Annotated in this window: 18 protein-coding genes; 9 read left to right on the forward strand and 9 right to left on the reverse strand. The window is 68.8% G+C overall.

Annotation, left to right across the window (positions count from 1 at the left end; translation table 11 throughout):
* Window positions 1-31: 31 nt before the first annotated feature.
* Both ACTJLF_RS12605 and ACTJLF_RS12610 read right to left on the reverse strand, forming a co-directional pair.
* A complete protein-coding gene (locus ACTJLF_RS12605) occupies window positions 32-1,516 on the reverse strand; it encodes a TRAP transporter large permease subunit (protein ID WP_440883187.1) in 1,485 nt (494 codons plus the stop codon).
* On the reverse strand, window positions 1,517-2,089 hold the full coding sequence (locus ACTJLF_RS12610; protein WP_354406656.1) for a C4-dicarboxylate ABC transporter substrate-binding protein: 573 nt from the start codon (window positions 2,087-2,089) through the stop codon (window positions 1,517-1,519).
* An 85-nt stretch (window positions 2,090-2,174) separates the two neighbouring features.
* Between ACTJLF_RS12610 and ACTJLF_RS12615 the strand changes: the two genes are divergently transcribed.
* Window positions 2,175-2,747 (forward strand): putative glycolipid-binding domain-containing protein, encoded by a 573-nt coding sequence (locus tag ACTJLF_RS12615; protein WP_309936427.1) that lies wholly within the window; start codon window positions 2,175-2,177, stop codon window positions 2,745-2,747.
* Window positions 2,748-2,762: 15 nt separating this feature from the next.
* Here the strand turns inward: ACTJLF_RS12615 and ACTJLF_RS12620 are convergent, their stop codons facing one another.
* The 3 genes from ACTJLF_RS12620 to ACTJLF_RS12630 all read right to left on the reverse strand — a co-directional run bounded on the left by ACTJLF_RS12620 (window position 2,763) and on the right by ACTJLF_RS12630 (window position 6,462).
* The gene (locus ACTJLF_RS12620) at window positions 2,763-4,115 is read right to left on the reverse strand and encodes a hypothetical protein (protein WP_440883188.1); all 1,353 of its coding nucleotides are present in this window, start codon (window positions 4,113-4,115) and stop codon (window positions 2,763-2,765) included.
* Between the two features lie 434 nt (window positions 4,116-4,549).
* A complete protein-coding gene (locus tag ACTJLF_RS12625) occupies window positions 4,550-5,545 on the reverse strand; it encodes a Bug family tripartite tricarboxylate transporter substrate binding protein (protein ID WP_440883189.1) in 996 nt (331 codons plus the stop codon).
* The gene (locus ACTJLF_RS12630; RefSeq protein WP_440883190.1) at window positions 5,542-6,462 is read right to left on the reverse strand and encodes a LysR substrate-binding domain-containing protein; all 921 of its coding nucleotides are present in this window, start codon (window positions 6,460-6,462) and stop codon (window positions 5,542-5,544) included. Before ACTJLF_RS12630 ends, ACTJLF_RS12625 begins: the two co-directional genes overlap by 4 nt.
* Window positions 6,463-6,583: 121 nt before the next feature.
* Between ACTJLF_RS12630 and ACTJLF_RS12635 the strand changes: the two genes are divergently transcribed.
* The 3 genes from ACTJLF_RS12635 to ACTJLF_RS12645 are packed head-to-tail and all read left to right on the forward strand — an operon-like array spanning window position 6,584 to window position 11,702.
* Entirely contained in the window at window positions 6,584-9,328 is a 2,745-nt protein-coding gene (locus ACTJLF_RS12635; RefSeq protein WP_440883191.1) for a tannase/feruloyl esterase family alpha/beta hydrolase, read from the forward strand.
* Window positions 9,325-10,692, forward strand: coding sequence for a hypothetical protein (locus ACTJLF_RS12640; protein ID WP_440883192.1), 1,368 nt, complete (start codon window positions 9,325-9,327; stop codon window positions 10,690-10,692). Before ACTJLF_RS12635 ends, ACTJLF_RS12640 begins: the two co-directional genes overlap by 4 nt.
* Before the next feature lie 32 nt (window positions 10,693-10,724).
* Entirely contained in the window at window positions 10,725-11,702 is a 978-nt protein-coding gene (locus ACTJLF_RS12645; RefSeq protein ID WP_019654220.1) for a tripartite tricarboxylate transporter substrate-binding protein, read from the forward strand.
* A gap of 7 nt (window positions 11,703-11,709) precedes the next feature.
* Here ACTJLF_RS12645 and ACTJLF_RS12650 read toward each other — a convergent pair whose 3' ends face one another.
* The 3 genes from ACTJLF_RS12650 to ACTJLF_RS12660 are packed head-to-tail and all read right to left on the reverse strand — an operon-like array spanning window position 11,710 to window position 13,733.
* Complete coding sequence (locus ACTJLF_RS12650; protein WP_019654219.1) at window positions 11,710-12,138, reverse strand: hypothetical protein; 429 nt, start codon at window positions 12,136-12,138, stop codon at window positions 11,710-11,712.
* Window positions 12,139-12,195: 57 nt separating this feature from the next.
* Complete coding sequence (locus ACTJLF_RS12655; RefSeq protein WP_126182785.1) at window positions 12,196-12,732, reverse strand: GrpB family protein; 537 nt, start codon at window positions 12,730-12,732, stop codon at window positions 12,196-12,198.
* 47 nt (window positions 12,733-12,779) lie between these two features.
* Window positions 12,780-13,733 (reverse strand): GlxA family transcriptional regulator, encoded by a 954-nt coding sequence (locus ACTJLF_RS12660; RefSeq protein ID WP_126182893.1) that lies wholly within the window; start codon window positions 13,731-13,733, stop codon window positions 12,780-12,782.
* A 108-nt stretch (window positions 13,734-13,841) separates the two neighbouring features.
* On the opposite strand from ACTJLF_RS12660, the gene ACTJLF_RS12665 reads away from it, so the two are divergent.
* Entirely contained in the window at window positions 13,842-14,855 is a 1,014-nt protein-coding gene (locus ACTJLF_RS12665) for an SLAC1 anion channel family protein (protein ID WP_440883193.1), read from the forward strand.
* Between the two features lie 13 nt (window positions 14,856-14,868).
* Here ACTJLF_RS12665 and ACTJLF_RS12670 read toward each other — a convergent pair whose 3' ends face one another.
* Window positions 14,869-15,657, reverse strand: coding sequence for an IclR family transcriptional regulator (locus ACTJLF_RS12670; protein WP_132797054.1), 789 nt, complete (start codon window positions 15,655-15,657; stop codon window positions 14,869-14,871).
* Between the two features lie 186 nt (window positions 15,658-15,843).
* On the opposite strand from ACTJLF_RS12670, the gene ACTJLF_RS12675 reads away from it, so the two are divergent.
* From ACTJLF_RS12675 to ACTJLF_RS12690, 4 genes are read left to right on the forward strand one after another with little or no spacing between them, the layout of a single operon-like run.
* Window positions 15,844-16,719: an amidohydrolase family protein gene (locus tag ACTJLF_RS12675; RefSeq protein WP_132797056.1), complete on the forward strand. Its 876-nt coding sequence runs from the start codon at window positions 15,844-15,846 to the stop codon at window positions 16,717-16,719.
* A 6-nt stretch (window positions 16,720-16,725) separates the two neighbouring features.
* Window positions 16,726-18,240 carry a sugar ABC transporter ATP-binding protein gene (locus tag ACTJLF_RS12680; RefSeq protein WP_126182789.1) on the forward strand — a complete coding sequence of 505 codons (1,515 nt, stop codon included), beginning with the start codon at window positions 16,726-16,728 and terminating at the stop codon, window positions 18,238-18,240.
* Between the two features lie 19 nt (window positions 18,241-18,259).
* Window positions 18,260-19,300 carry an ABC transporter permease gene (locus ACTJLF_RS12685; protein ID WP_416490875.1) on the forward strand — a complete coding sequence of 347 codons (1,041 nt, stop codon included), beginning with the start codon at window positions 18,260-18,262 and terminating at the stop codon, window positions 19,298-19,300.
* A gap of 52 nt (window positions 19,301-19,352) precedes the next feature.
* Complete coding sequence (locus ACTJLF_RS12690) at window positions 19,353-20,309, forward strand: ABC transporter substrate-binding protein (protein ID WP_440883194.1); 957 nt, start codon at window positions 19,353-19,355, stop codon at window positions 20,307-20,309.
* Window positions 20,310-20,359 lie beyond the last annotated feature (50 nt).

Genomic DNA, 20,359 nt, shown 5'->3' on the forward strand with positions numbered 1-20,359 from the left:
GGACGCGCATTGTGCGTCACGCCATGCGTGGCTATTTCTCCTCTGGCGGCGGGGCGCTGTCGCCCGTATCGGGCGGCGCCATCTCGCGCATCAGGCGCTCCACCGCCTCCTCGTTCATCGGCCCGGCGGGCATGAGCGCGGTGGGCGAGGCGCGCAGCCAGCGCGTGGTCTGTGGCAGCGCCATCACCAGCGCGGTGACAGTGGCGAGCACCGCGAGATACGGCGCCAGCACCCGCGCGAGGGCGGCGGCCGGTGGGCGCGGCCTCACCTGTCCGCGCGCCAGCACCAGCGCGTAGCCGAAGGGCGGCAGCAGGAAGCCGGCCTGCAGCACCAGCAGCGTGAGCGTGGCGATCCAGGCCGCGTCGTCGAGCTGTGCGAGCACAGGCGGCATGACGATGGGCACGATGAGGAAGATCAGCTCGAAGGCGTCGAGCACGAAGGCAAAGGCGAGCAGCACCGCCAGCACCACCGCGAGCCCGATCATCGGATGCTGCTGCAGCGACAGCATCAGCCGCGCGATCAGCCCGTCGGTGCCGAAGCCGCGCAGCAGCAGCGAGAAGGTGGTGGCCGCCACCAGCAGCGCATAGAGCGCGCCGGTGAGCGCCATCGCGTCGTCGAGCACCTGCCACAGCACCGCACGCGTGAGCTGGCGCGACAGCAGGCCCCACGCCAGCAGCAGCACGCAGGCGGCAGCCGCGCCTTCCACCGCGCGCACCCTGCCGAGCGTGACCAGCACCAGCAGCGCGCCGATCAGCAGCGGCACCAGCAGCAAGGTCCAGCCCTCACCGCGGCTCAGCGGTTCGCGCGGCACGGCGTCCCTTGGCTTGCCGCGCGCGCCTAGCCATGCCACGGCGAGCCAGCCGACCAGCAGCGCGGCGGCCGGCACCAGCGCGGCCTGCAGGATGTCCTGCGTATTGACGACGCGGCTGGCCGTGCTCGCCGAAGGCAGCGCCAGTTCGCGTGCCATGTTCATGCCCTCGGTGTGCGCGCGCAGCATTGCGTCGCCGAGCAGCAGAAGCACCAGCGAGGGCGGCACGATCACGCCCAGCGTGCTGGTCACGGCCACGAGCGCAGTTCGCCGCGCCGGGGGCAGTCCCTCGCGCGTCCAGCCTTGGCCGGCGGTGCGGGCGAGCGTCAGCAGGCTGGCGCCCACCGAACCGTTCATCGGCGCGAGCAGCAGCCCCAGAACCATGCCGGCGAGCTCGGGGGCCGCGCGCGGCGCGACCAGGGCCAGCACCTTGCGCAGGCCGTGGTACAGGTGGCCGGCGAGCGCCAGCCGGTTGAGCAGTGCGCCCACCAGCGCATAGAGCGCGAGCGCCTGCAGCAGGTCGTGCTCCAGCAGCCCGACGATGCGCCATGGCAGGTTCTGCAGCAGCGCGAGGTCGAAGGCACCCAGTGCCAGGCCGGCCAGCGCGCCGATCGTGCATGTGCCCAGCAGCACGGCGTAGGTCGGCCAGCCGGTGGTCATCATCAGCGCCAGGGCCAGCGCGAGCAGGGCGAGTCCGAGCCAGGGCATCTACGGGCCGGGCTGTCCGGGTTGGCCGGTGTCTTCTGGCGGGTTCGCCGGGCGCAGCTCCTGCCGGAGGTCGAGCGCGCTCTGCACCGCCAGCAGCACGGCGAGCAGCAGCAAGGCCACCTTGATCATGAAATAGCCGGGGTTGAAGGTGTCGGGAAAGAGTTCGAGCGCCTCCACCGAGCGCATCACCGGCGCAGCCGCGGTGAAGACCAGGAACAGCGACCAGGGCAGCACGCACAGCGCCGCGCCGATGCGGCGCAGCCGCGCATGGCGCCCGGCGGTGTCGGCCGCCAGGTCGGGCCGGGCCACCAGGTGCGCGCCGCGCCGTCCGGCGTGCCTCAGCGCCACCGCCACATACAGCGCGAACAGCCACTGCGCGAGGTCGTTGGCCTGCGTCGGGCCGTTGCCGGAGCCGGCGAGGTCGCGCAGCGGCCACTGCGCGAAGAGCAGCAGCGCGATGGCGACGGCGAAGGTCATCGCGACGCGGTCGATCCAGTCGAGCCAGCGCGGCGCCGGCGGACCGGAGGGCTGCGCGGAGTCCGCGGGGGGAGGGGTGTCTGCCGGTGGCGTCATGCACGGAAATCGTCTCCCCCGAACCTGACTGGCACCTGCGGGGCGGCGGGTCATTGCTTGCGCCGCGCTGCATGCCGGTGCCATCATGCGCGCCATGCAAACGGTCGCCTCCATCCTCTGGCGCAGGCTCGACGTACCGGGCCACGATGCCTGCCGCCTCGAACGCAATGCCTCGGCCTGGCAACTCGACGGTGCAGCCGTGTTCCGGCTGGAAGACGGCCGCATCGGCCAGCTGCACTACCGCGTGCGCTGCGACCTGCTATGGCACACCCAGTGGGGCACGGTGCGCGGATGGCTCGGCGACTCGGCGGTCGACCTCTCGATCGCCCGCGACGCGCGCGGCCACTGGAAGCTCAACGACGAGCCCGTGTCCGACCTCTCGCACTGCATCGACCTCGACCTGGGCTTCACGCCCGCCACCAACCTGCTGCAGCTGCGCCGCCTGGGCCTCGCGAAGGGCGAGGGCGCCGACGCCCCCGCCGCGTGGCTCGACATCGACGGCGGCGGCGTGCTCAGCGAACTGATGCAACGCTACGAGCGGCGCAGCGAGAGCGAATACGCCTACGAGGCGAAGCGCTTCGACTACGCGGCCACGCTGAGCGTGACGGCCGACAGCTTCGTCGCCGACTACCCCCGGCTCTGGGTGGCCGAGAAGTAGTCATTCGAAGCGAACTCAGAAGTTCTTCAAGGTATCCAGCTGGGCTTGCGTGAGGCCGCGCTGGTAGGCGAAGTTCGTCCGGAAGTTGCTGGCAATGTCGGCGAGCTGCGTGTCCACTTCGCTGGCGCGTGCGTTGATGTCCGTCGCGGTGAGGCCTGTATCCGTGCCTGTCATCACCACGAAGTTCATCAGCGTGACGGTACCGCCTGCGGGGACGGTGATGTTGAACTTGAAGAGCGGATCGTCGCTTCCGTCGCGTACACCGAGCACGGTGGCGGACTTGTAGTCGACGAGGTCGGCTGCGCCGAATGCGAAACCGACGTCCCGGTCGCCGGACCTGCTACCGCTCGAGCTGCCATCCCAGGCGCTCAGTGCCTTTCCGGTGGCGCCGGGCGTGGGGTAGATGATGCCGAAGCCATCGGATCCGAGGTTGGTTTCGTAGGAAACCTCGGCCACGATCGGTGCAGCGGTGGGATTGTGGAAGACGTCGGTCATGCGTGCCCACAGCAGATTGGGCTGGGTATAGAACGTGCGCTGCACTTCCAGACCATGGAGCGTTCTCGTGCCCGTGCGCACGTTCTGCGCGGCCTTGGAGGCAAGCACGGTCCAGCCGGTGCCTTGGGCTTCGAAGTCGCCGTTGACGACGAACTCCGTGTTGGCGCTGTCCTTGACGGACACGTTGTCGATGGCCGTGCCTGCGCCGATCTGGTTATCTTCGTTCGGACTATTCGCCCAGACCCGCTGCTCGAACGAGAGCACCACGGTCTGCCCCGCGAACGCCGCGAGCGAGGCCGAGCCCCATGCCCCCGCGACACCCGAGCCGTCGGCCTTGAAGAGCGTTGCCAGCAGCGCCCCTGCCGTATCGCGCACGACCACCTGTCCGTACTGGTCCGGGTCCGACATCGGGTCGACCGTGTTGCCGGGAGCGCGTGTGCCGTTCCATGTCAGAGAGATCGCGGGGCCGACCGCGCCGGTCAGGTTCAGGGTCTGCTGCAGGCGCACCGTGAGGCCCGGATGCAGGTAGGCATACCGGCCTGAGCCGTTCAGGAAGGCCGTGTCGTCGGTGAACGTGACCGACTTGAGGCCGTCCGTCGGTCCCATCTCGGGGCCTAGGGCGGTCAGTTCGGCATAGGTCTGGTCCGAGGGGAAGTCGACGCGCGCGCCCTCGACGGCCACGGAGAGTTGCAGCGCGCCGTCGAATTGATCGTTGCCGCCGTCGATGATGGAGAAGCCACGGCTCAGGTCCCAGATGTTGGCCTGCCCCGGTGCGATCGAGTTGTCGCCGTCGGTCGCGGCAACGGTCTGCAGGAACCTCATGCCGGCCGGCAGCGATGTGGCCGTCGCGAGTTCGGGCGCGGGCGGGGCCACTGGAGCGGGTGCCGGGGCCGGAGGGGCGATGCCAGGAGCCGGCGCTGGAGTTGGAGCCGGAGCAGGCGGCGCAGCCGAGACCAGAGGAAAAGCAAATCCGCCGCCACCACCACCTCCTCCTCCACATCCCGCCAGCACAGCGGAACCGATCATCGTGAGCGAAAACTTTCTGCGATCCATTGCCTTTTTTCCTTGGTGATTTTTATGAAAGTCCCAAGCAGCCCCCAGCCTCGGACACCGGGCACTGGCCCGGACCGAAAAAACACTTGTTCCGGCATTGCCGGATGAGGGATGCAGCTGCAGGTCCACCCCGCCGATGCAGCTTGGGCATGCACCCGAAAGTGCACGTTAACAATTGAAACGCTTTTGTATGCAAACGGCCATCACCAGAAATGGTGATGCCGGGATAACGAATCTGGCGCAGCGGATGCGACCTAGTCGAACTGCGACCGATCCCCCGTCACCAGCTCCCGGTTGCGCCGCCTGTCCAGCGCGATCTCGTGCGCGAAGGCGTCGCTGCCGCCGCCCGCTGGCAGGTTGTAGGCCGCGCGCAACCGGGAGCGCACCGCGTCGCTTTCAAGCACGCGGTTGATCTCGGCGTTGAGCATCTGCACCACCGCGCCCGGCGTGCGGGCCGGCGCGAAGATGCCGAAGAGCGAATCGCGGTTGGCCTTCTCGAAGCCGAGTTCCGCGAGGGTCGGCACCGTAGGCAGTGCATCGATGCGTGCCGGAGCGCCCACGGCCAGCGCCTGGAAGCGGCCGCCTTCGACGTACTGCAGCTGCTGCGCGGCGACGTTGGTGGAGAGCACCTCGAACTGGCCGCTGAGCGCATCGTTGAGCTGCGGGCCGCCGCCCTGGTAGGGGATGTGCGTGATCTCGGTGCCGCTTTGCACGCGCACCTGCGCGAGCACGAGGTGACCGATGGTGGCGACGCCCGAGGTGGCCCATCGCACCTCGCCGGGCTGCCTGCGCGCCCGCGCGATCAGTTCGCCGAAGCCGCGGCCGGTGAAGGCGGGGGTGCCCACCACCAGCACCGGCGTGCGCATCACGCTGGCCACGGGCACGAAGGCGCGCATCGGGTCGTAGGGAACGCGCGCGAGCAGCGGGTGCAGCGTGAGCGGGCTGATGGCGGAGAAGGCCAGCGTGCTGCCGTCCGGGGCCGAACGGGCGAGCGTATCCATGCCGAGGCTGCCGCCGGCCCCGGGGCGGTTCTCGATGATCACCGGCACGCCGAGCGAACGTGCGAGCGGCTCGGCCAGCACGCGCGCCATGCCGTCGCTCACGCCGCCGGGCGGGTAGACCACGATCAGGCGGACCGGCTTGTTCGGCCACTGCGCGGGTGCCGCACGCAGCACGCCGGGCAATGCGCAGGCCGCGGCCAGCAGGGTGCCTGCGCGCTGCAGCAGGTGGCGGCGGCCCAGTCGTGTCATGAGCCGGGGTTCTCCTGCGCCAGCCTGCGCAGCAGCGCCGCGAAATTCAGCGCGGGCAGGTTGTCTTCCTCGGCGCGCGAGACCAGCGTGAGCGGCGCGTCGAGCTGCCCGCCGTCGGCCAGTCGCGCGTAGGCGATGGCGTGCGCGTGCACGCCGTGCATCGACGCAGGCACCACCGAGAGGCCGACCCCTGCGGCCACGAGATTGAGGTTGGTCATCATTCGATCGACTTCGGCCACCACGCGCGGGCGCAGCCCCTTGACGTGGCACAGCGCGAGCAGGTCGGCATACAGGCCCGGCGCGCCCGGACGCCGCACGAGGATGATGCCTTCCTCGCAGAGCCTGGCGAGCGGCAGCGCCCGCGAGTCCTTGTCGCGGCCACGGGCAAGGCGGTGGTCGCTCGGCATGGCGACCAGAACCGGCTCGCGCAGCAGCGTCTCGAACAGGAGCCCCACGGGCCGCGCGACCGGCACGCGCAGCAGGCCGCAGTGCAGGCGGCCGGCCGCCAGCGCCTCGGTGAGCTCGGCCGCGTTGTCCTCGCGCAGCTGCAGCTCGACGTCGGGGTAGGCGCGGCGGAACTCGCGCAGCGCGTCGGGCATGAAGCGGTGCGCCGCCGCCGAGCTGGTGAAGCCCACCGCCAGCCTGCCTGCCTGGCCCTTGGCCACCCGGGTCATGCGCTGCTTCATCGCATCCATGTCCTGCAGCATGCGCAGCGCCTCGGCCTGGAACAGCCGGCCCGCATCGGTGAGCGCCACGCCGCGCGGATGGCGGCGGAACAGCAGCACGCCCAGCTCGCGTTCGAGTGCCTTGACCTGCAGGCTCAAAGGCGGCTGCTGGATGCCCAACTGCTCGGCCGCGCGCGTCATGTGGCCGGTCTCGGCGACGGCGGCGAAGTAGCGCAGTGCCCGTATGTCCATATGTTTTTGATATGAGAAGTGCCTTGTTATTTTATTTGACCCTAGGTCACACCGAATCTATCTTCCGGCCGCCCATTCAAGAACAAGCGGTCCAACGAGGCCGCATGCCGGAGACAAGTCCATGCGCAAAGAGCGCCCTGCATCGAAGTACCTCGCCGTCGCCAGTGCGATCGGCATCTCATTGGCCCTGGCCGCTTGCGGCGGCGGAGGCGGGGGAGGAGGCGGGGGAGGAGGCGGCGGCTTCGCCTTCCTGCCCCCGACCAGCACGCCGCCCGCCGGCGTGGGCGACAACCCACCGGCAGGCGACCCGCCCGACAACACGCCGCCTCCGGCCGTGCAGCCGGTCGCATCCTGCGCCGACCTCGCAGGCCGGAGCCTGCCGGCCTCGCTGATCAGCCTGCCCACGCAGGGCGCCACCGTCACCAGTGCCACGCCCGTCGCCGCGAGCGATGCGGGCAACACGCTCGGCGACTACTGCCGCGTGCGCGGCACCATCCAGCCGGTCGACCCGAATTCGCAGTCCATCAACTTCGCGGTCAACCTGCCCGAGAAGTGGAACCAGAAGACCATCCATTTCGGCGGCGGCGGCTTCGACGGCGTGCTGATCGACGGCACCGAGGTCATCCGCTTCGGCCCCGCCGGCAAGCCCGCGCCGCTCGCGCTGGGCTACGCCACCTACGGCGACGACTCGGGCCACCAGTCGGGCAGCATCACCGACGGCAAGTTCGCGGCCAACGACGAGCAGCTCGCCAACTACGGCGGCAACTCGCTCAAGAAGACGCGCGACGTGGCTCAGGCCCTGGTGCTCGCGCGCTACGGCGTGGCGCCGAAGCACGCCTACTTCCTGGGCACCTCCACGGGCGGGCGCGATGCGCTGAGCTACATCCAGCGCTGGCCGCTGGACTACGACGGCGTGATCGCCAACGAACCCGCGCTCAACTACACCGGCACGCGCCTGTCGAACGTGGCCGTGGGCCGCGCCCTTTACAACAACAGCGCCGCAGGCTGGATGGACCTGAGCGAGACGCTGATGGTGCAGAAGGCCGCGATGCAGGCCTGCGACAAGCTTGACGGCGCGGCCGACAACATCGTGAGCAACGTCGAGAGCTGCCGCCAGCTCAATGCACAGCTCCTGGCCTCGCTGCGCTGCCCCGGCGGTACGAAGACGGCCAAGACCTGCCTGTCGGACGCGCAACTCGACACAGTGAAGGCCATCGAGTCGCCGCTCGATTTCACGACCTACTCGCTGGCCAACGGCGTGAAGCGCGCGGGCGGCTACAACCTGCTCGAAGGCGCGCTGGTGGCGGGCCCCTTCACCACGCGCGACCTGGGCACGCGCAAGGTGCCGGGCAACCCCGCCACGTCGGCCGACGCCAACATGTACGTCACCGGCGACCAGTGGGTGAAGTTCTTCGTCACGCGCATCGCGAACTTCGACACGCTGGGCTTCGACCCGCTGAACCCGGGCAGCTACGCGGCGCGCGTGACCGAGGTGTCGAACCTCACCGACGCGACCAACCCGAACCTCGCGCCCTTCTTCGGACGCGGCGGCCGCCTCATCATGCTGCACGGCCTGGCCGACGAAGTGATCAGCCCGAACTCGACCATCGACTACTACAAGCAGCTCGTCGCCACGCTGGGGCAGGCGTCGGTCGACCGGAGCGTGCGCTTCTACACCGTGCCCGGCATGGGCCACGGCACCGGCAGCTTCATTCCCAACTGGGACTCGCTGGCCGCGCTCGAAGGCTGGGTGGAGAACGGCCTCGCGCCCGCCACCGGCGTTGTGGTCGACGCGGTGGCCGGCACCTACGGCCGCACGCGTCCTCTGTGCCTGTTCCCGGCCTGGCCCAAGTACCGCGGCAGCGGCAGCCTTGACGCGGCCGTCAACTACAGCTGCGTGACGGAGGTCGGCGATCCGCTGGCCTGCCCGAACCTGCCTGCGGCCGTCACCACCTACAAGGGCGGCGACAGCTTCGGCGAGGAGCTGCGCGTGCAGATCGACCCGGGCACGATGGCCTACACGGTGACCATCGACGCGAGCCTGCAGCGCACGGCCGGCACGGTGCGCACCGGCACGCTGGTGTCGGAGGGCAACTGCAGCTATGCCAGCGCGGAGAGCGGGGCGGTGTTCAGCTTCGGTGCCGGCGGGGTGCTGTCGGGCGGCGTGAACGCCCCGAGCGGCGGCGGCTTCGCGCCCCTGCTGGCGTTCCAGAACACCTTCCAGAATGCGGCGACGCCGACGGTGTTCAACCCGGTGTCGAACATCTTCAATGCGGTGGGCGTGCAGCAGGGCACCGGCGGCACGACCGCGCAGGCGCTGGCGGTGCGTCTGCGCAATGCCGGCACCTTCCAGTACTGCCGCGATGCCGCCAACGGCTTCATGATCTACGACACGACCTGCGCGCAGACCGAGAAGGGCTACATCACCTACAACGGCACCCGCGACGCCTTCGACCTGTTCACTACATCGCCGACCGGCAGCGCCGTGACCACCGGCGGCACGCTCACCGGCTCGATGGTCATCGGGCTCGTCAACGGCGCGGCGATGCCGGTGCACCTGGTGCGCGAGTCGGCGGCAAACGCGGGCATGCGCCTCTTCGGCCTGCAGCAGAGCCTGGTCAGCGGCACGGCGGACGGAAGCTATGCGCTGCTCAGCGTCAAGGGCGAGAACCACGATGCCACGGTGGCCGGCAGCGGCTTCAATCTCGCAGGTACCGCGGCCACGCTGGGCTACGACACACCGGTGCTCGGCGTGGCACAGGCCGATGCCGGCCGGCCGGGCAATTTCATCTTCAACAGCGGCGTCCTCGCATTCGTTTCGACGGACGCGACAAAGGCGGCGCTCGAACTCGGAGTACGTCATTGAAAAACCCCCTGTCCCGCCTTGCGGTATCCACGGCCTTCGCACTGCTGGGTGCGGCATCCGCCATGCATGCACAGGCCGCACCCTCCGGCCCGAAGCCCGCAGCCTGCCCCTCGCCCGTGCCCGAATCGGCCCGCTGCTACACCGGTGAAGACGGCGCCGGCTCCTTCTACTGGATCGCGATTCCCCAGGGCTGGACGAGCAACGCCGGCCGTGTGCTCGTGATGCACGCCCACGGCGGCCCCGAGACCGGTCCGCCCAAGCTGGAGCGCAGCGAGGAAGACCTCAAGCGCTGGGCCGTCACGGTGAAGGCCGGCTATGCATGGGCCGCCTCCACCTACCGGCGCGGCGGCTACGGCGTGACCATGGCGGCGGAAGACACCGAGCGCCTGCGCCGGATCTTCGTGCGCCATTTCGGCCAGCCGCACCGCACGCTGCTGCACGGGCAGAGTTATGGAGCGGGCGTGGCGGCGAAGGCGGCGGAGCTCTATGCGCCGGGCGGCGGCGCCAAATCGCCTTACGACGGCCTGCTGCTCACCAGCGGCGTGCTCGGCGGCGGCAACAGCGCCTACGACTTCCGGCTCGACCTGCGCGTGGTCTACCAGTACGTCTGCCGCAACCATCCGCGCCCCGACGAGCCGCAGTACCCGCTGTGGATGGGCCTGCCGCTCGATTCGAAGCTCACGCGCGCCGACCTCGCCGCGCGCGTGAAGGAGTGCACCGGCATCGGCCTGCCCGCCGCGCAGCGCACGCCCGAACAGGCGGCGCGGCTCAAGACCATTGTTTCGGTCGTGAAGATCCAGGAACGCTCGCTGCTGGGCCATCTCACCTGGGCGACGTGGCTCTTCCAGGATCTGGTGCAGAAGCGGCTCGAGGGCCGCAATCCCTTCGGCAACATCGGCGTGGTCTACAGCGGCTCGGCCGACGACGCGGCGCTCAATGCCGGCGTGCTGCGCTACGCGGCCGACCCGCAGGCCAAGGGTGCGCTCGCCGCCGACAGCCAGCCCACCGGCCGCACCGCGCTGCCCACAGTGGGCCTGCACGCCATCGACGACCCCACGGCCTTCGTCGAACTCGAGAACTCCTACCGCCGCATCCGCGACGCGGCAGGCACCGGCGACCTGCTGGTTCAGAGCTTCAGCAACGAGCGCGAGCACAGCTACCTGAGCGATTCGGAATACCCCGCGCTCTTCGCCGCGCTGCTCGACTGGATCGACAAGGGCGAGAAGCCCACGCCCGAAGGCCTTGCGCAACGCTGCAAGTCGCTGATGCCGCGCTACGACACCGACGGCAGGAACGGCTGCCACATCCAGCCCGCGTGGCAGCCGCCCGCGCTCGAAAGCCGCGTGCCGTCACGCGCGCCCTGAATCCTTTTTCAATCCAACGTCACGGAGACATCATGAAGAAACTGTTCGCCCTCGCAGCGATCGCCGCCGCCGCAGTCGCTGCCCATGCGCAGGACTTTCCGGGCGGCAAGCCCGTCACCATCGTCGTGCCCTTCGCGGCCGGCGGCCCGACCGACCGCGTCGCGCGCGACCTCGCCGAGGCGCTGCGCAAGCCGCTGGGCGGCAGCACCGTCATCATCGACAACGTGCCCGGCGCGGGCAGCTCCATCGGCGCGACCAAGGTGGCGCGCGCCGCGCCCGACGGCTACACGCTGCTGCTCAATCACATCGCGATGGCGACCGTGCCGAGCCTGGTGCGCAACGTGCCGTTCAAGGTCGAGACCGACTTCGAGTACCTGGGCATCGTCAACGACGTGCCGATGACGCTCATCTCCAAGCCGAGCATCCCGGCCGCCAACTACAAGGAACTGAGCGGCTGGATCGCGGCCAACAAGGGCAAGATCAATCTCGGCAACGCCGGCGTTGGCTCGGCCTCGCACCTGTGCGGGCTGCTCTTCCAGAGCGCGACCAAGACCGAGATGACGCCCGTGCCGTACAAGGGCACGGCCCCCGCCATCACCGACCTGATCGGCGGCCAGATCGACCTGCTGTGCGACCAGACCACCAACACCACGCCGCAGATCCAGGCGGGCAAGGTGAAGGCCTTCGCGGTCACCACCTCGAAGCGGCTCGCGCTGCCGATGCTGAAGGACCTGCCCACGCTCGACGAGGCCGGCCTGAAGAACTTCCAGGTCACGATCTGGCACGGCCTGTATGCGCCCAAGGGCACGCCCGCGCCGGTGCTGAAGAAGCTCAACGATGCGCTCAAGGTCGCGTTGAAGGACCCCGACTTCATCCACCGCGAAGAGCAGCTCGGCGCCGTGGTGGCGACCGACAGCCGCATCGAGCCGGCGGGCCACAAGAAGTTCGTGATCGACGAGATCGCGAAGTGGACGCCGGTGATCAAGGCGGCCGGCGTCTACGCCGACTGAACGGAAGCTATGCCTGGCGGCTCATGGCGATCAGCGTCCAGACGATCGCCACGAGCTGTGCGATGTTGATCAGGATCGCGACCACGTGGGTTCTGCGGAACCCCGGGATCGCGTCCATGTAGTTCGCCTGGATCTGCGTGCCCAGCGCGTCCATCTTCGGGATGACCTTCCTGCGCAGCACCACGGCGATTGCCGCCAGTGCCGCAGCACCGGCCGCGATGCCCAGCCGGCCCGCCGACGCGAAGCTCACCGCCGTCGCGCTCGCGGTGATGAAGGCGGCGACGTAGTAGAGGTTGAAGAAGCCGCGCACGAAGCGCGCGTCCAGCGGCGTGTCGTGCTTGAGCACCAGCAGCGGGATCGAGCCCATGATGAAGTAGGCCGTCGTGACGAGCAGCGCCACCGTGAAGAACAGGGCGGCAAACATGGCAGCGGGCATCTCGGTTCACCTCCGTGCATCGGTCGGGCAGTGCGGCCCGGTGCGTCGCTGGAACTGTCACTCCCTGGGAATCTGGGCCTCGATTTCCTTGATTACAGCCTCTTTCTCGCGGTTGTATATCTGGGGATTGGCCGGATCGACGGCGTGGGCGCGGTCCTTGGCCTGCTCGTATCTGAGGCGCAGGTCGGGGCGGCGCTCGAGGATGTCGATGAAGGCCAGCGAATCCTTGTGGACCGGGTCGCCGCGGTGGCAGACGTGGATGTTGAGGTTGAAGCGCCGCCCCCCGTGCAGCACCGAACCGCAGACATACGGCTTCTCGTCGCGGTCGACCCAGACCGGGCGGCGGTGGAAGCCGATGCGCTCGAACGCCGCCTGCTCCTCGCGCAGGTTCTCGCGCGCGGTGATGGCGGCCATGTCGATCATGGGCTTGCCGCGCAGCCCGACGACGGCCGTGCTGCCGATGTGCACCAGCTCCACGCCGGGCAGCCTCGACTGCACGTACGCGCGGGCGTCGGCGAAGACTTCGGCGTAGGCCGGGTCGTAGGCGAGGATGTTGCGCTGGTCCAGTCCCTCGTCGAATGGCTCGATCTGCATGCTGCGCTCCGGTTGTCGTCGTGCGGCGGCTCTCGACTCTCTCTCACTCAGCTGGCGAAGCGCCTGCGGTACTCCACCAGGCTCACGCCCAGGCGGCGGCCGAATGCGCGCCTGAAGCCGTCCACGTTCGCATAGCCCACCGCGTCGGCCAGCCGCTTGGCCGGCAGGTCGGATTCCTCGGCCAGCCGGCGGGCGGCGTCGATCCTCGCATTCTCGACAAACTCGGCCGGCGTGGTGCCGGTCTCGCTGCGGAAGATGCGCGCGAAGTTGCGCTCGCTCATGCCGGCGCGCTGGGCGAGGGCGGGCACGGAGAGGTCGTCCTTCAGATTCGCGAGCACGTGGTCCTGTATCTCGCGCATGGCGGACCGCTCCGAGGTCTGCGCCGCCAGGTGGGCGCTGAACTGGCTCTGTCCGCCGGGGCGCTTGAGGAACATCACCAGCTGCCGCGCCACGCTCAGCGCGAGGTCGCGGCCGTGGTCTTCCTCCACCATCGCCAGCGCGAGGTCCATGCCGGCCGTGACGCCGGCGGAGGTGAAGAGCTGGCCGTCGCGCACGTAGATGGCGTCCGACTCGACGTTGGCGAGCGGGTAGTCCGATGCGAGCTGGCCGGCGAGCTTCCAGTGCGTGGCCACGCGCTTGCCGTCGAGCAGCCCGCTGGCGGCCAGGACGAAGGCGCCGCTGCACACCGAGCCGTAGCGGCGCACCGTGCGCGCCTGGCGCCGCAGCCACTCCTGCAGCTGCGTGTCGGCCGCCATGTCTTCCACGCGCGGGCTGCCCGCGACCAGCAGGGTGTCGATGGCGCCGCGATGCGTGGCGACCGTCGAATCCACGCCCAGCCGCAGCCCGCTGCTGCTCTTGAGCATGCCCTCGCCCGCGCCGATGACCTGCACGTGATAGGCGCGCCGGTCGCCCAGCTGCTGCGACGCCTCCGCGAAGACGTCGGCGGGGCCGGCCACGTCGAGCAGCTGGAAACGGGGGAAGGCGAGGATGGCGACACGCATGGCGGACAAGGCCCGGGGATTGGCGGAAAACGCCGTGAGTTGAGTGAAATGGCTTGGCGAGTCTGGCGGAAAATACCAACTAATGCAAATCCAGCCAAGGAGAACAACATGCAGGAACAGGCTCTGGACCCTCTGAATCCCCTCAATCCTTCCTCCCCGGCGGCCGCGCCGCGCGTGCAGGGCTCCGTGCGCAATCTCCCGGTCAACCTCTTCGCTTCCGTGATGGGCCTGTCGGGCCTGGCCCTCGCCTGGCGGCTGGCGCACGACAGCCTGGGCGCGCCGGCCATCGTCGGCGAGGCCATCGGGGCCTTCGCGCTGCTCGTGTTCTTGCTGATCGCGGCGGGCTACCTGACGAAGCTGGCGCGGCATCCGCAAGCGGTGCGCGCGGAGTTCCATCACCCGGTGGCAGGCAACTTCTTCGGCACCATCGCGATCTCCGTGCTGCTGCTGTCGGCCATCGTCGCGCCCTACAGCGCGCCTCTCGCGCACTTCGCCTGGACGGCGGGGCTGCTCGCGACCTTTGCCTTGAGTTTCATCGGCCTGTCGCGGCTGCTGAAGGGGCAGGTGGACGCTGCGCTCGCCGTGCCGGCGTGGATCATCCCCGGCGTTGCCACGCTGGACATTCCCGTGACCGGTGCGCACATGCCGATGGCGTGGGCTCCTGAAGTCAACCTGGCCGCGAGCGCGATCGGCGTGGTGCTCGCGCTCGTGCTCTTCACGATGATCGTCGGCCGCCTCGTGCACCGCGACCCGCTCGCTCCCGCGATGGAGCCCTCGCTGATGATTCTGGTGGCGCCCTTCGCGGTGGGCTTCCTGGCCTACACCAACATCGTCGGCGAGATCGATCGCTTCGCCTCGCTGCTCTTCTACTTCGGCCTCTTCATGTTCGCGGTGGTCGCGCCGAAGGTGTTCCGCCGCGGCGCCAGCTTCGCGCCGAGCTGGTGGGCGATCGGCTTCCCGATGGCCGCGCTCGCGAATGCCGCGCTGAAGTACGCCGAGTCGCATGCGAGCGCGCCGTTGTGGGTGATCGCCATCCTGCTGCTGGCCGCGCTGAACGTGGCGCTGGCGGTTCTCACGGTGAAGACGGTGCGGATCGCGCTCAACGGAAAGCTGTTCGCCTGAGCAGGGCGCGCGCTCAGGCGTTCGCCAGCAGCGAGAGATCGCGCGCGGCCTGCAGCATCAGCTCGCGCGCGCGGTCCAGCGACGGGATCGCATGCCGGTCGATGCGGCGGATGTATGGTGTGGTCAGCACCGCCAGCGCATGCCCGCGCGGGCCGAGGATGGGGCAGGAGATGTCGATCACGCCGAAGTACTGCATGCTCTCGCGCTGCCGGTAGCCGGTGGCGCGCACCGCCTCCAGCATGTGCTCCAGCTCGTCGGGCGGAATCTGCACCTCGCCGTCGAGCGCGACGTGCTCGGCCAGCATCTGCCGGCGACGCTCCTCGGACTCGCAGGCCAGCAGCACCTGGCCCGAGCCGGTGTCGAGCAGGTTCACGCGCGTGCCCGGCCGCACCGTCATGCTGCTCGCCGCGGGGCTGTTGACCTGCGCCACGATCTGCACGTTGCCCCTGTCGTACACGCCCAGGTGGCAGGACTGCTCGGCTTCCTTCACGTAGCGGTCCATCACCGGCAGCGCCTGGGTCACCAGCCTGTGGTTCGGCGGGTAGCGGTGCGCCAGGTCGAACATCTTCAGGCTCAGGCTGTAGCGGTCGCCGGCGAGCGATCGCAGCACGTATTGCCGCGCCACCAGCCTTTCGAGCATGCGGTAGATCTCGCTCGGGCCGCGGTCGAGCGCCTTCACGATCTCGCCGCGCGTCAGGCCCTCGGGCTGGTCGGCAAGCAGTTCGAGGATGTCCAGGCCCTTGTCGAGCGCGGGGGCGCGGTAGCGGTCCTGCTGTTCCTGGTCGTCGGATGGCTTGCTCAAGATGTCGTTTTGAGTTGTTTTGTTCACCAATGAATTTCAACAGCAAGAGACGGAGCTTGCAAGTTTCGTTCTACGGGTAAGCACTCATCGGATGAGGTTGACGCTGAAAGTTCGTATGTAAATACTCTGTTCACGAATGGACTAGAGAGGCAAGGCGAACGGCAGACCTGCCGTGGCGACCCGAAAATGATCCAGCGCATCGACTCGCATCAGCACTTCTGGCGGCCCGCGCGCGGCGACTACACGTGGCTGCGTGCCGACGTGCCCGCGCTGGCGCCGCTGCTGCGCGACTTCATGCCCGCAGACCTGCAGCCGCTGCTGCATTCCCAAGGCGTGAGCCGGACGGTGCTGGTGCAGGCGGCCGATTCCCTGGCCGAGACCGACTTCATGCTCGACCTCGCGGGCAGCCGCGACGAGATCGGCGGCGTGGTCGGCTGGGTCGACCTGGGCCGCGCCGACGCCGCCGCTTCACTCGAGCGGATGGCCCGGCACCCCAAGTTCAAGGGCGTGCGGCCGATGCTGCAGGACCTGCCCGAAGACGACTGGATCGCGCGCCGCCCGCACCCCGATGCGGTGGACGCCATGCTGAAGCTCGGCCTGCGCTTCGACGCGCTCGTGAATCCGAGGCACCTTCCGTGGCTCCTGCAGTTCGCGAAGCGGTGGCCACAGCTGCCGATGGTGATCGACCACGGCGCCAAGCCGCCGGTGGGCGCCCAGGACGGCGAAGACTTCGCCCGCTGGCGCGAAGACATCGCGGCCCTGGCGGCACTGCCCCAGGTCTGCTGCAAGTTCTCGGGGCTGTGGACCGAGGCGCCGTCCTCGATGCAGCGCGATGCGGAAGTGTTCACCCGCGTGCTGCGCCCGGTGTGGGACCACCTGCTGGCGTGCTTCGGCCCCTCGCGCCTCATGTGGGGCAGCGACTGGCCCGTGCTCACGCTGGCCGGCGACTATGCAGGCTGGATCGCGGTGAGCCAGGCCTGCATCGGCAGCCTTTCCGCGTGGGAGCAGGCCGAGGTGTGGCACGGCACCGCGCAACGCTTCTACGGCCTCTCGGCGGACTGAACAGCCATGCAACCCATCGTCACCATCCGCGACCTGAGCAAGTCCTTCGCCGGCGTGCGCGCGCTCGACAGGGCGCAATTCGAGCTGCTGCCCGGCGAAGTGCATGCACTCATGGGCGAGAACGGCGCGGGCAAGTCCACGCTGATGAAGGTGCTGGCGGGCGTGTACCGCAAGGATTCGGGCGAGGTGCTGCTCGACGGCCGGCCGGTCGACATCGAAAGCCCGCGCGCCGCGCAGGCGCTGGGCATCGGGATCATCCATCAGGAGCTCAACCTGATGAACCACCTGAGCGCCGCGCAGAACATCTTCATCGGCCGCGAGCCGCGCGGGCGCTTCGGCGTCTTCATCGACGAGGAAGCCATGTGCTGCGAGGCGCAGCGCATCTTCGAGCGCATGAAACTGAAGCTCGACCCGCGCACGCCGGTGGGCGAGCTCACGGTGGCCCGGCAGCAGATGGTGGAGATCGCCAAGGCGCTGTCGTTCGATTCGCGCGTGCTCATCATGGACGAGCCCACCGCCGCGCTGAACAACGAGGAGGTGGCCGACCTGTTCCGCATCATCGCGCGCCTGAAGTCGCGCGGCGTGGCCGTCGTCTATATCTCGCACAAGATGGATGAGCTGAAGCGCATCGCCGACCGGGTGACCGTGATGCGCGACGGCCAGTACATCGCCACCGTGCCGATGGCGAGCACGCCGATGGACACGCTCATCGCGATGATGGTCGGGCGCCAGCTCGCCGAGGCCGAGCACGGGATGCCCGACACCTCCGCCAACGAAGTGGTGCTGGAGGCCAGGGGCATCCGCAGGGGCGGCATGGTGCGCGACGCGAGCTTCGTGCTGCGGCGCGGCGAGATCCTGGGCTTTGCCGGGCTCATGGGCGCGGGCCGCACCGAACTGGCCCGTGCCGTGTTCGGCGCCGACCGCATCGACGCTGGCGAAGTCTTCGTGAAGGGCCGGAAGGCGGCCATCGCCTCGCCGCAGGACGCGGTGGCCCACGGCATCGGATACCTCTCGGAAGACCGCAAGCACTTCGGCCTCGCCACCGGCATGGACGTCGAGACCAACATTGCGCTCGCGAGCATGAAGCGCTTCCTGTCGGCAGGCTTCTTCGTCGACCAGGCTGCGCTTGCCTCGGCCGGCGAGCGCTACGTGCGGCAGCTCGGCATCAAGACGCCCTCGGTGCGCCAGCAGGTGCGGCTGCTGTCGGGCGGCAACCAGCAGAAGATCGTCATCGCCAAGTGGCTGCTGCGCGACTGCGACGTGCTCTTCTTCGACGAGCCCACGCGCGGCATCGACGTGGGCGCCAAGGCCGAGATCTACCGCCTGCTCAATGAACTGGCCGCGCAGGGCAAGGCCATCGTCATCATCTCCTCGGAGCTGCCCGAGATCCTGCGCATGAGCCACCGCGTGCTCGTGATGTGCGAGGGCCGCATCACCGGCGAACTCTCGGCGCGCGAGGCCTCGCAGGAAAAGATCATGCAGCTCGCCACCCGGCGCGAGACCGCACAAGCCGCCCCCTGAACACGACCGGAGACTGCCCTTGACGACCCCCACCGTGACCACCACCGCCGCTGCGCCGGGCTTCTCGCCGAAGACGCTGAAGGACCGGCTCCTGCGTCCAGCCACGCGGCAGAAGCTCCTGGCCTTCGCCAGCCTCGTCGTGCTGATGGTGTTCTTCAGCTTCGCCTCGCCGCAGTTCCTGCAGGCCGACAACCTCGTGGGCATCCTGCAGTCGACCGCGGTGAACGGCGTGCTCGCCATCGCCTGCACCTTCGTCATCATCACCTCGGGTATCGATCTCTCGGTGGGCACGCTGATGACCTTCTGCGCCGTCATGACCGGCGTGGTGCTCACCTACATGGGCATGCCGCTGTGGCTGGGCATCTGCGCGGCCATCTTCTTCGGGGCGCTCAGCGGCTTCGTCTCTGGCCTGCTGATCGCCAAGCTGAAGATCCCGCCGTTCATCGCGACGCTGGGCATGATGATGCTGCTCAAGGGCCTGTCTCTGGTGATCTCGGGCACCAAGCCGATCTACTTCAACGACACGCCGGGCTTCACCGCCATCTCGCAGGACTCGCTGATCGGCGACATCGTTCCGGCGCTGCCCATTCCCAACGCGGTGCTGATCCTCTTCCTGGTGGCGGTGGCCGCGAGCATCGTGCTCAACAGGACCCTGCTCGGGCGCTACACCTTCGCGCTCGGCAGCAACGAGGAGGCGGTGCGCCTGTCGGGCGTGAACACCGACTTCTGGAAGATCGTGGTCTACACGGTCAGCGGCGGCATCTGCGGCATCGCGGGGCTGCTGATCGCCTCGCGGCTGAATTCGGCGCAGCCCGCGCTGGGGCAGGGCTACGAACTCGACGCCATCGCGGCGGTGGTCATCGGCGGCACTTCGCTCAGCGGCGGCACCGGCACCATCGTGGGCACCATCATCGGCGCCTTCATCATGAGCGTGCTCACCAATGGCCTGCGCATCCTGTCGGTTGCGCAGGAATGGCAGACGGTGGTCACGGGCGTGATCATCATCCTGGCCGTGTACGCCGACATCCTGCGCCGCCGCAGCGGCAGCAAGGTGCATTGAACTTCCTGCCTCCCCGATCCGTTCGTTCCCCCACAACCACAGGAGACATCGCATGATCCAGAGAAGAACAGTCGTCGCTTGCGCGCTGGGCGCGGCCCTTGCCAGCGTGTCGGCGTTCGCGCAGGCACAGCAGGCGCAGGAGATCTACATCCCGCTCGTGTCCAAGGGCTTCCAGCACCAGTTCTGGCAGGCGGTGAAGCAGGGCGCCGAGCAGGCCGCCAAGGACCTGAAGGTGAAGGTGAGCTTCGAGGGCCCCGAGACCGAGGCCATGGTCGACAAGCAGATCGACATGCTCTCGGCCGCGCTCGCCAAGAAGCCGCAGGCCATCGGCTTCGCCGCGCTCGACAGCCAGGCCGCGATTCCGCTGCTGAAGAAGGCGCAGGCCGCGAAGATCCCGGTGGTGGCCTTCGACTCGGGCGTGGACAGCGACATTCCCGTGACCACGACCACCACCGACAACAAGGCCGCCGCGGCGCTGGCCGCCGACAAGATGGCCGAGCTCATCGGCAAGAGCGGCGAGGTGGCGCTGGTGGTGCACGACCAGACCAGCCGCACCGGCGTCGACCGGCGCGATGGCTTCGTCAGCCGCATCAAGACGGCCTACCCCAACGTCAAGATCGTGAGCGTGCAGTACGGCGGCGGCGACCAGCTGAAGTCCACCGAGATCACCAAGTCGATCCTGCAGGCGTCGCCCAACATCAAGGGCATCTTCGGCGCCAACGAGGGCTCGGCCATCGGCGTGGTCAACGGCGTGAAGGAGATGAAGCGCACCGGCAAGGTCGTGGTCATCGGCTACGACTCGGGCAAGCAGCAGAAGAACGCGATCATGGACGGCAGCATGGCCGGCGCCATCACGCAGAACCCGGTGGGCATGGGCTACAAGACCGTCGAGATGGCGGTGAAGGCCATCAAGGGCGAGAAGCTGCCGAAGATCGTCGACACCGGCTTCTTCTGGTACGACAAGACCAACATCGCCGACCCCAAGATTGCGGCGGTGCTGTACGACTAGGCGGAGCAAGCACAGCCGAACGCAGAACAAAGTCGAGGTGCGCAAAGGCC

The organism is Variovorax sp. 22077, assembly GCF_052044195.1.
GTDB classification, from domain to species: Bacteria; Pseudomonadota; Gammaproteobacteria; order Burkholderiales; family Burkholderiaceae_C; genus Variovorax; species Variovorax atrisoli.

What these genes read in the sequence shown, in the direction of transcription:
- ACTJLF_RS12665 (WP_440883193.1), top strand. Translation starts at nt 13,842, where the DNA reads ATGCAGGAACAGGCTCTGGACCCTCTGAATCCCCTCAATCCTTCCTCC.
- ACTJLF_RS12655 (WP_126182785.1), bottom strand. Translation starts at nt 12,732, where the DNA reads ATGCAGATCGAGCCATTCGACGAGGGACTGGACCAGCGCAACATCCTC.
- ACTJLF_RS12690 (WP_440883194.1), top strand. Translation starts at nt 19,353, where the DNA reads ATGATCCAGAGAAGAACAGTCGTCGCTTGCGCGCTGGGCGCGGCCCTT.
- ACTJLF_RS12615 (WP_309936427.1), top strand. Translation starts at nt 2,175, where the DNA reads ATGCGCGCCATGCAAACGGTCGCCTCCATCCTCTGGCGCAGGCTCGAC.
- ACTJLF_RS12675 (WP_132797056.1), top strand. Translation starts at nt 15,844, where the DNA reads ATGATCCAGCGCATCGACTCGCATCAGCACTTCTGGCGGCCCGCGCGC.
- ACTJLF_RS12625 (WP_440883189.1), bottom strand. Translation starts at nt 5,545, where the DNA reads ATGACACGACTGGGCCGCCGCCACCTGCTGCAGCGCGCAGGCACCCTG.
- ACTJLF_RS12645 (WP_019654220.1), top strand. Translation starts at nt 10,725, where the DNA reads ATGAAGAAACTGTTCGCCCTCGCAGCGATCGCCGCCGCCGCAGTCGCT.
- ACTJLF_RS12660 (WP_126182893.1), bottom strand. Translation starts at nt 13,733, where the DNA reads ATGCGTGTCGCCATCCTCGCCTTCCCCCGTTTCCAGCTGCTCGACGTG.
- ACTJLF_RS12650 (WP_019654219.1), bottom strand. Translation starts at nt 12,138, where the DNA reads ATGCCCGCTGCCATGTTTGCCGCCCTGTTCTTCACGGTGGCGCTGCTC.
- ACTJLF_RS12605 (WP_440883187.1), bottom strand. Translation starts at nt 1,516, where the DNA reads ATGCCCTGGCTCGGACTCGCCCTGCTCGCGCTGGCCCTGGCGCTGATG.
- ACTJLF_RS12635 (WP_440883191.1), top strand. Translation starts at nt 6,584, where the DNA reads ATGCGCAAAGAGCGCCCTGCATCGAAGTACCTCGCCGTCGCCAGTGCG.
- ACTJLF_RS12630 (WP_440883190.1), bottom strand. Translation starts at nt 6,462, where the DNA reads ATGGACATACGGGCACTGCGCTACTTCGCCGCCGTCGCCGAGACCGGC.
- ACTJLF_RS12610 (WP_354406656.1), bottom strand. Translation starts at nt 2,089, where the DNA reads ATGACGCCACCGGCAGACACCCCTCCCCCCGCGGACTCCGCGCAGCCC.
- ACTJLF_RS12680 (WP_126182789.1), top strand. Translation starts at nt 16,726, where the DNA reads ATGCAACCCATCGTCACCATCCGCGACCTGAGCAAGTCCTTCGCCGGC.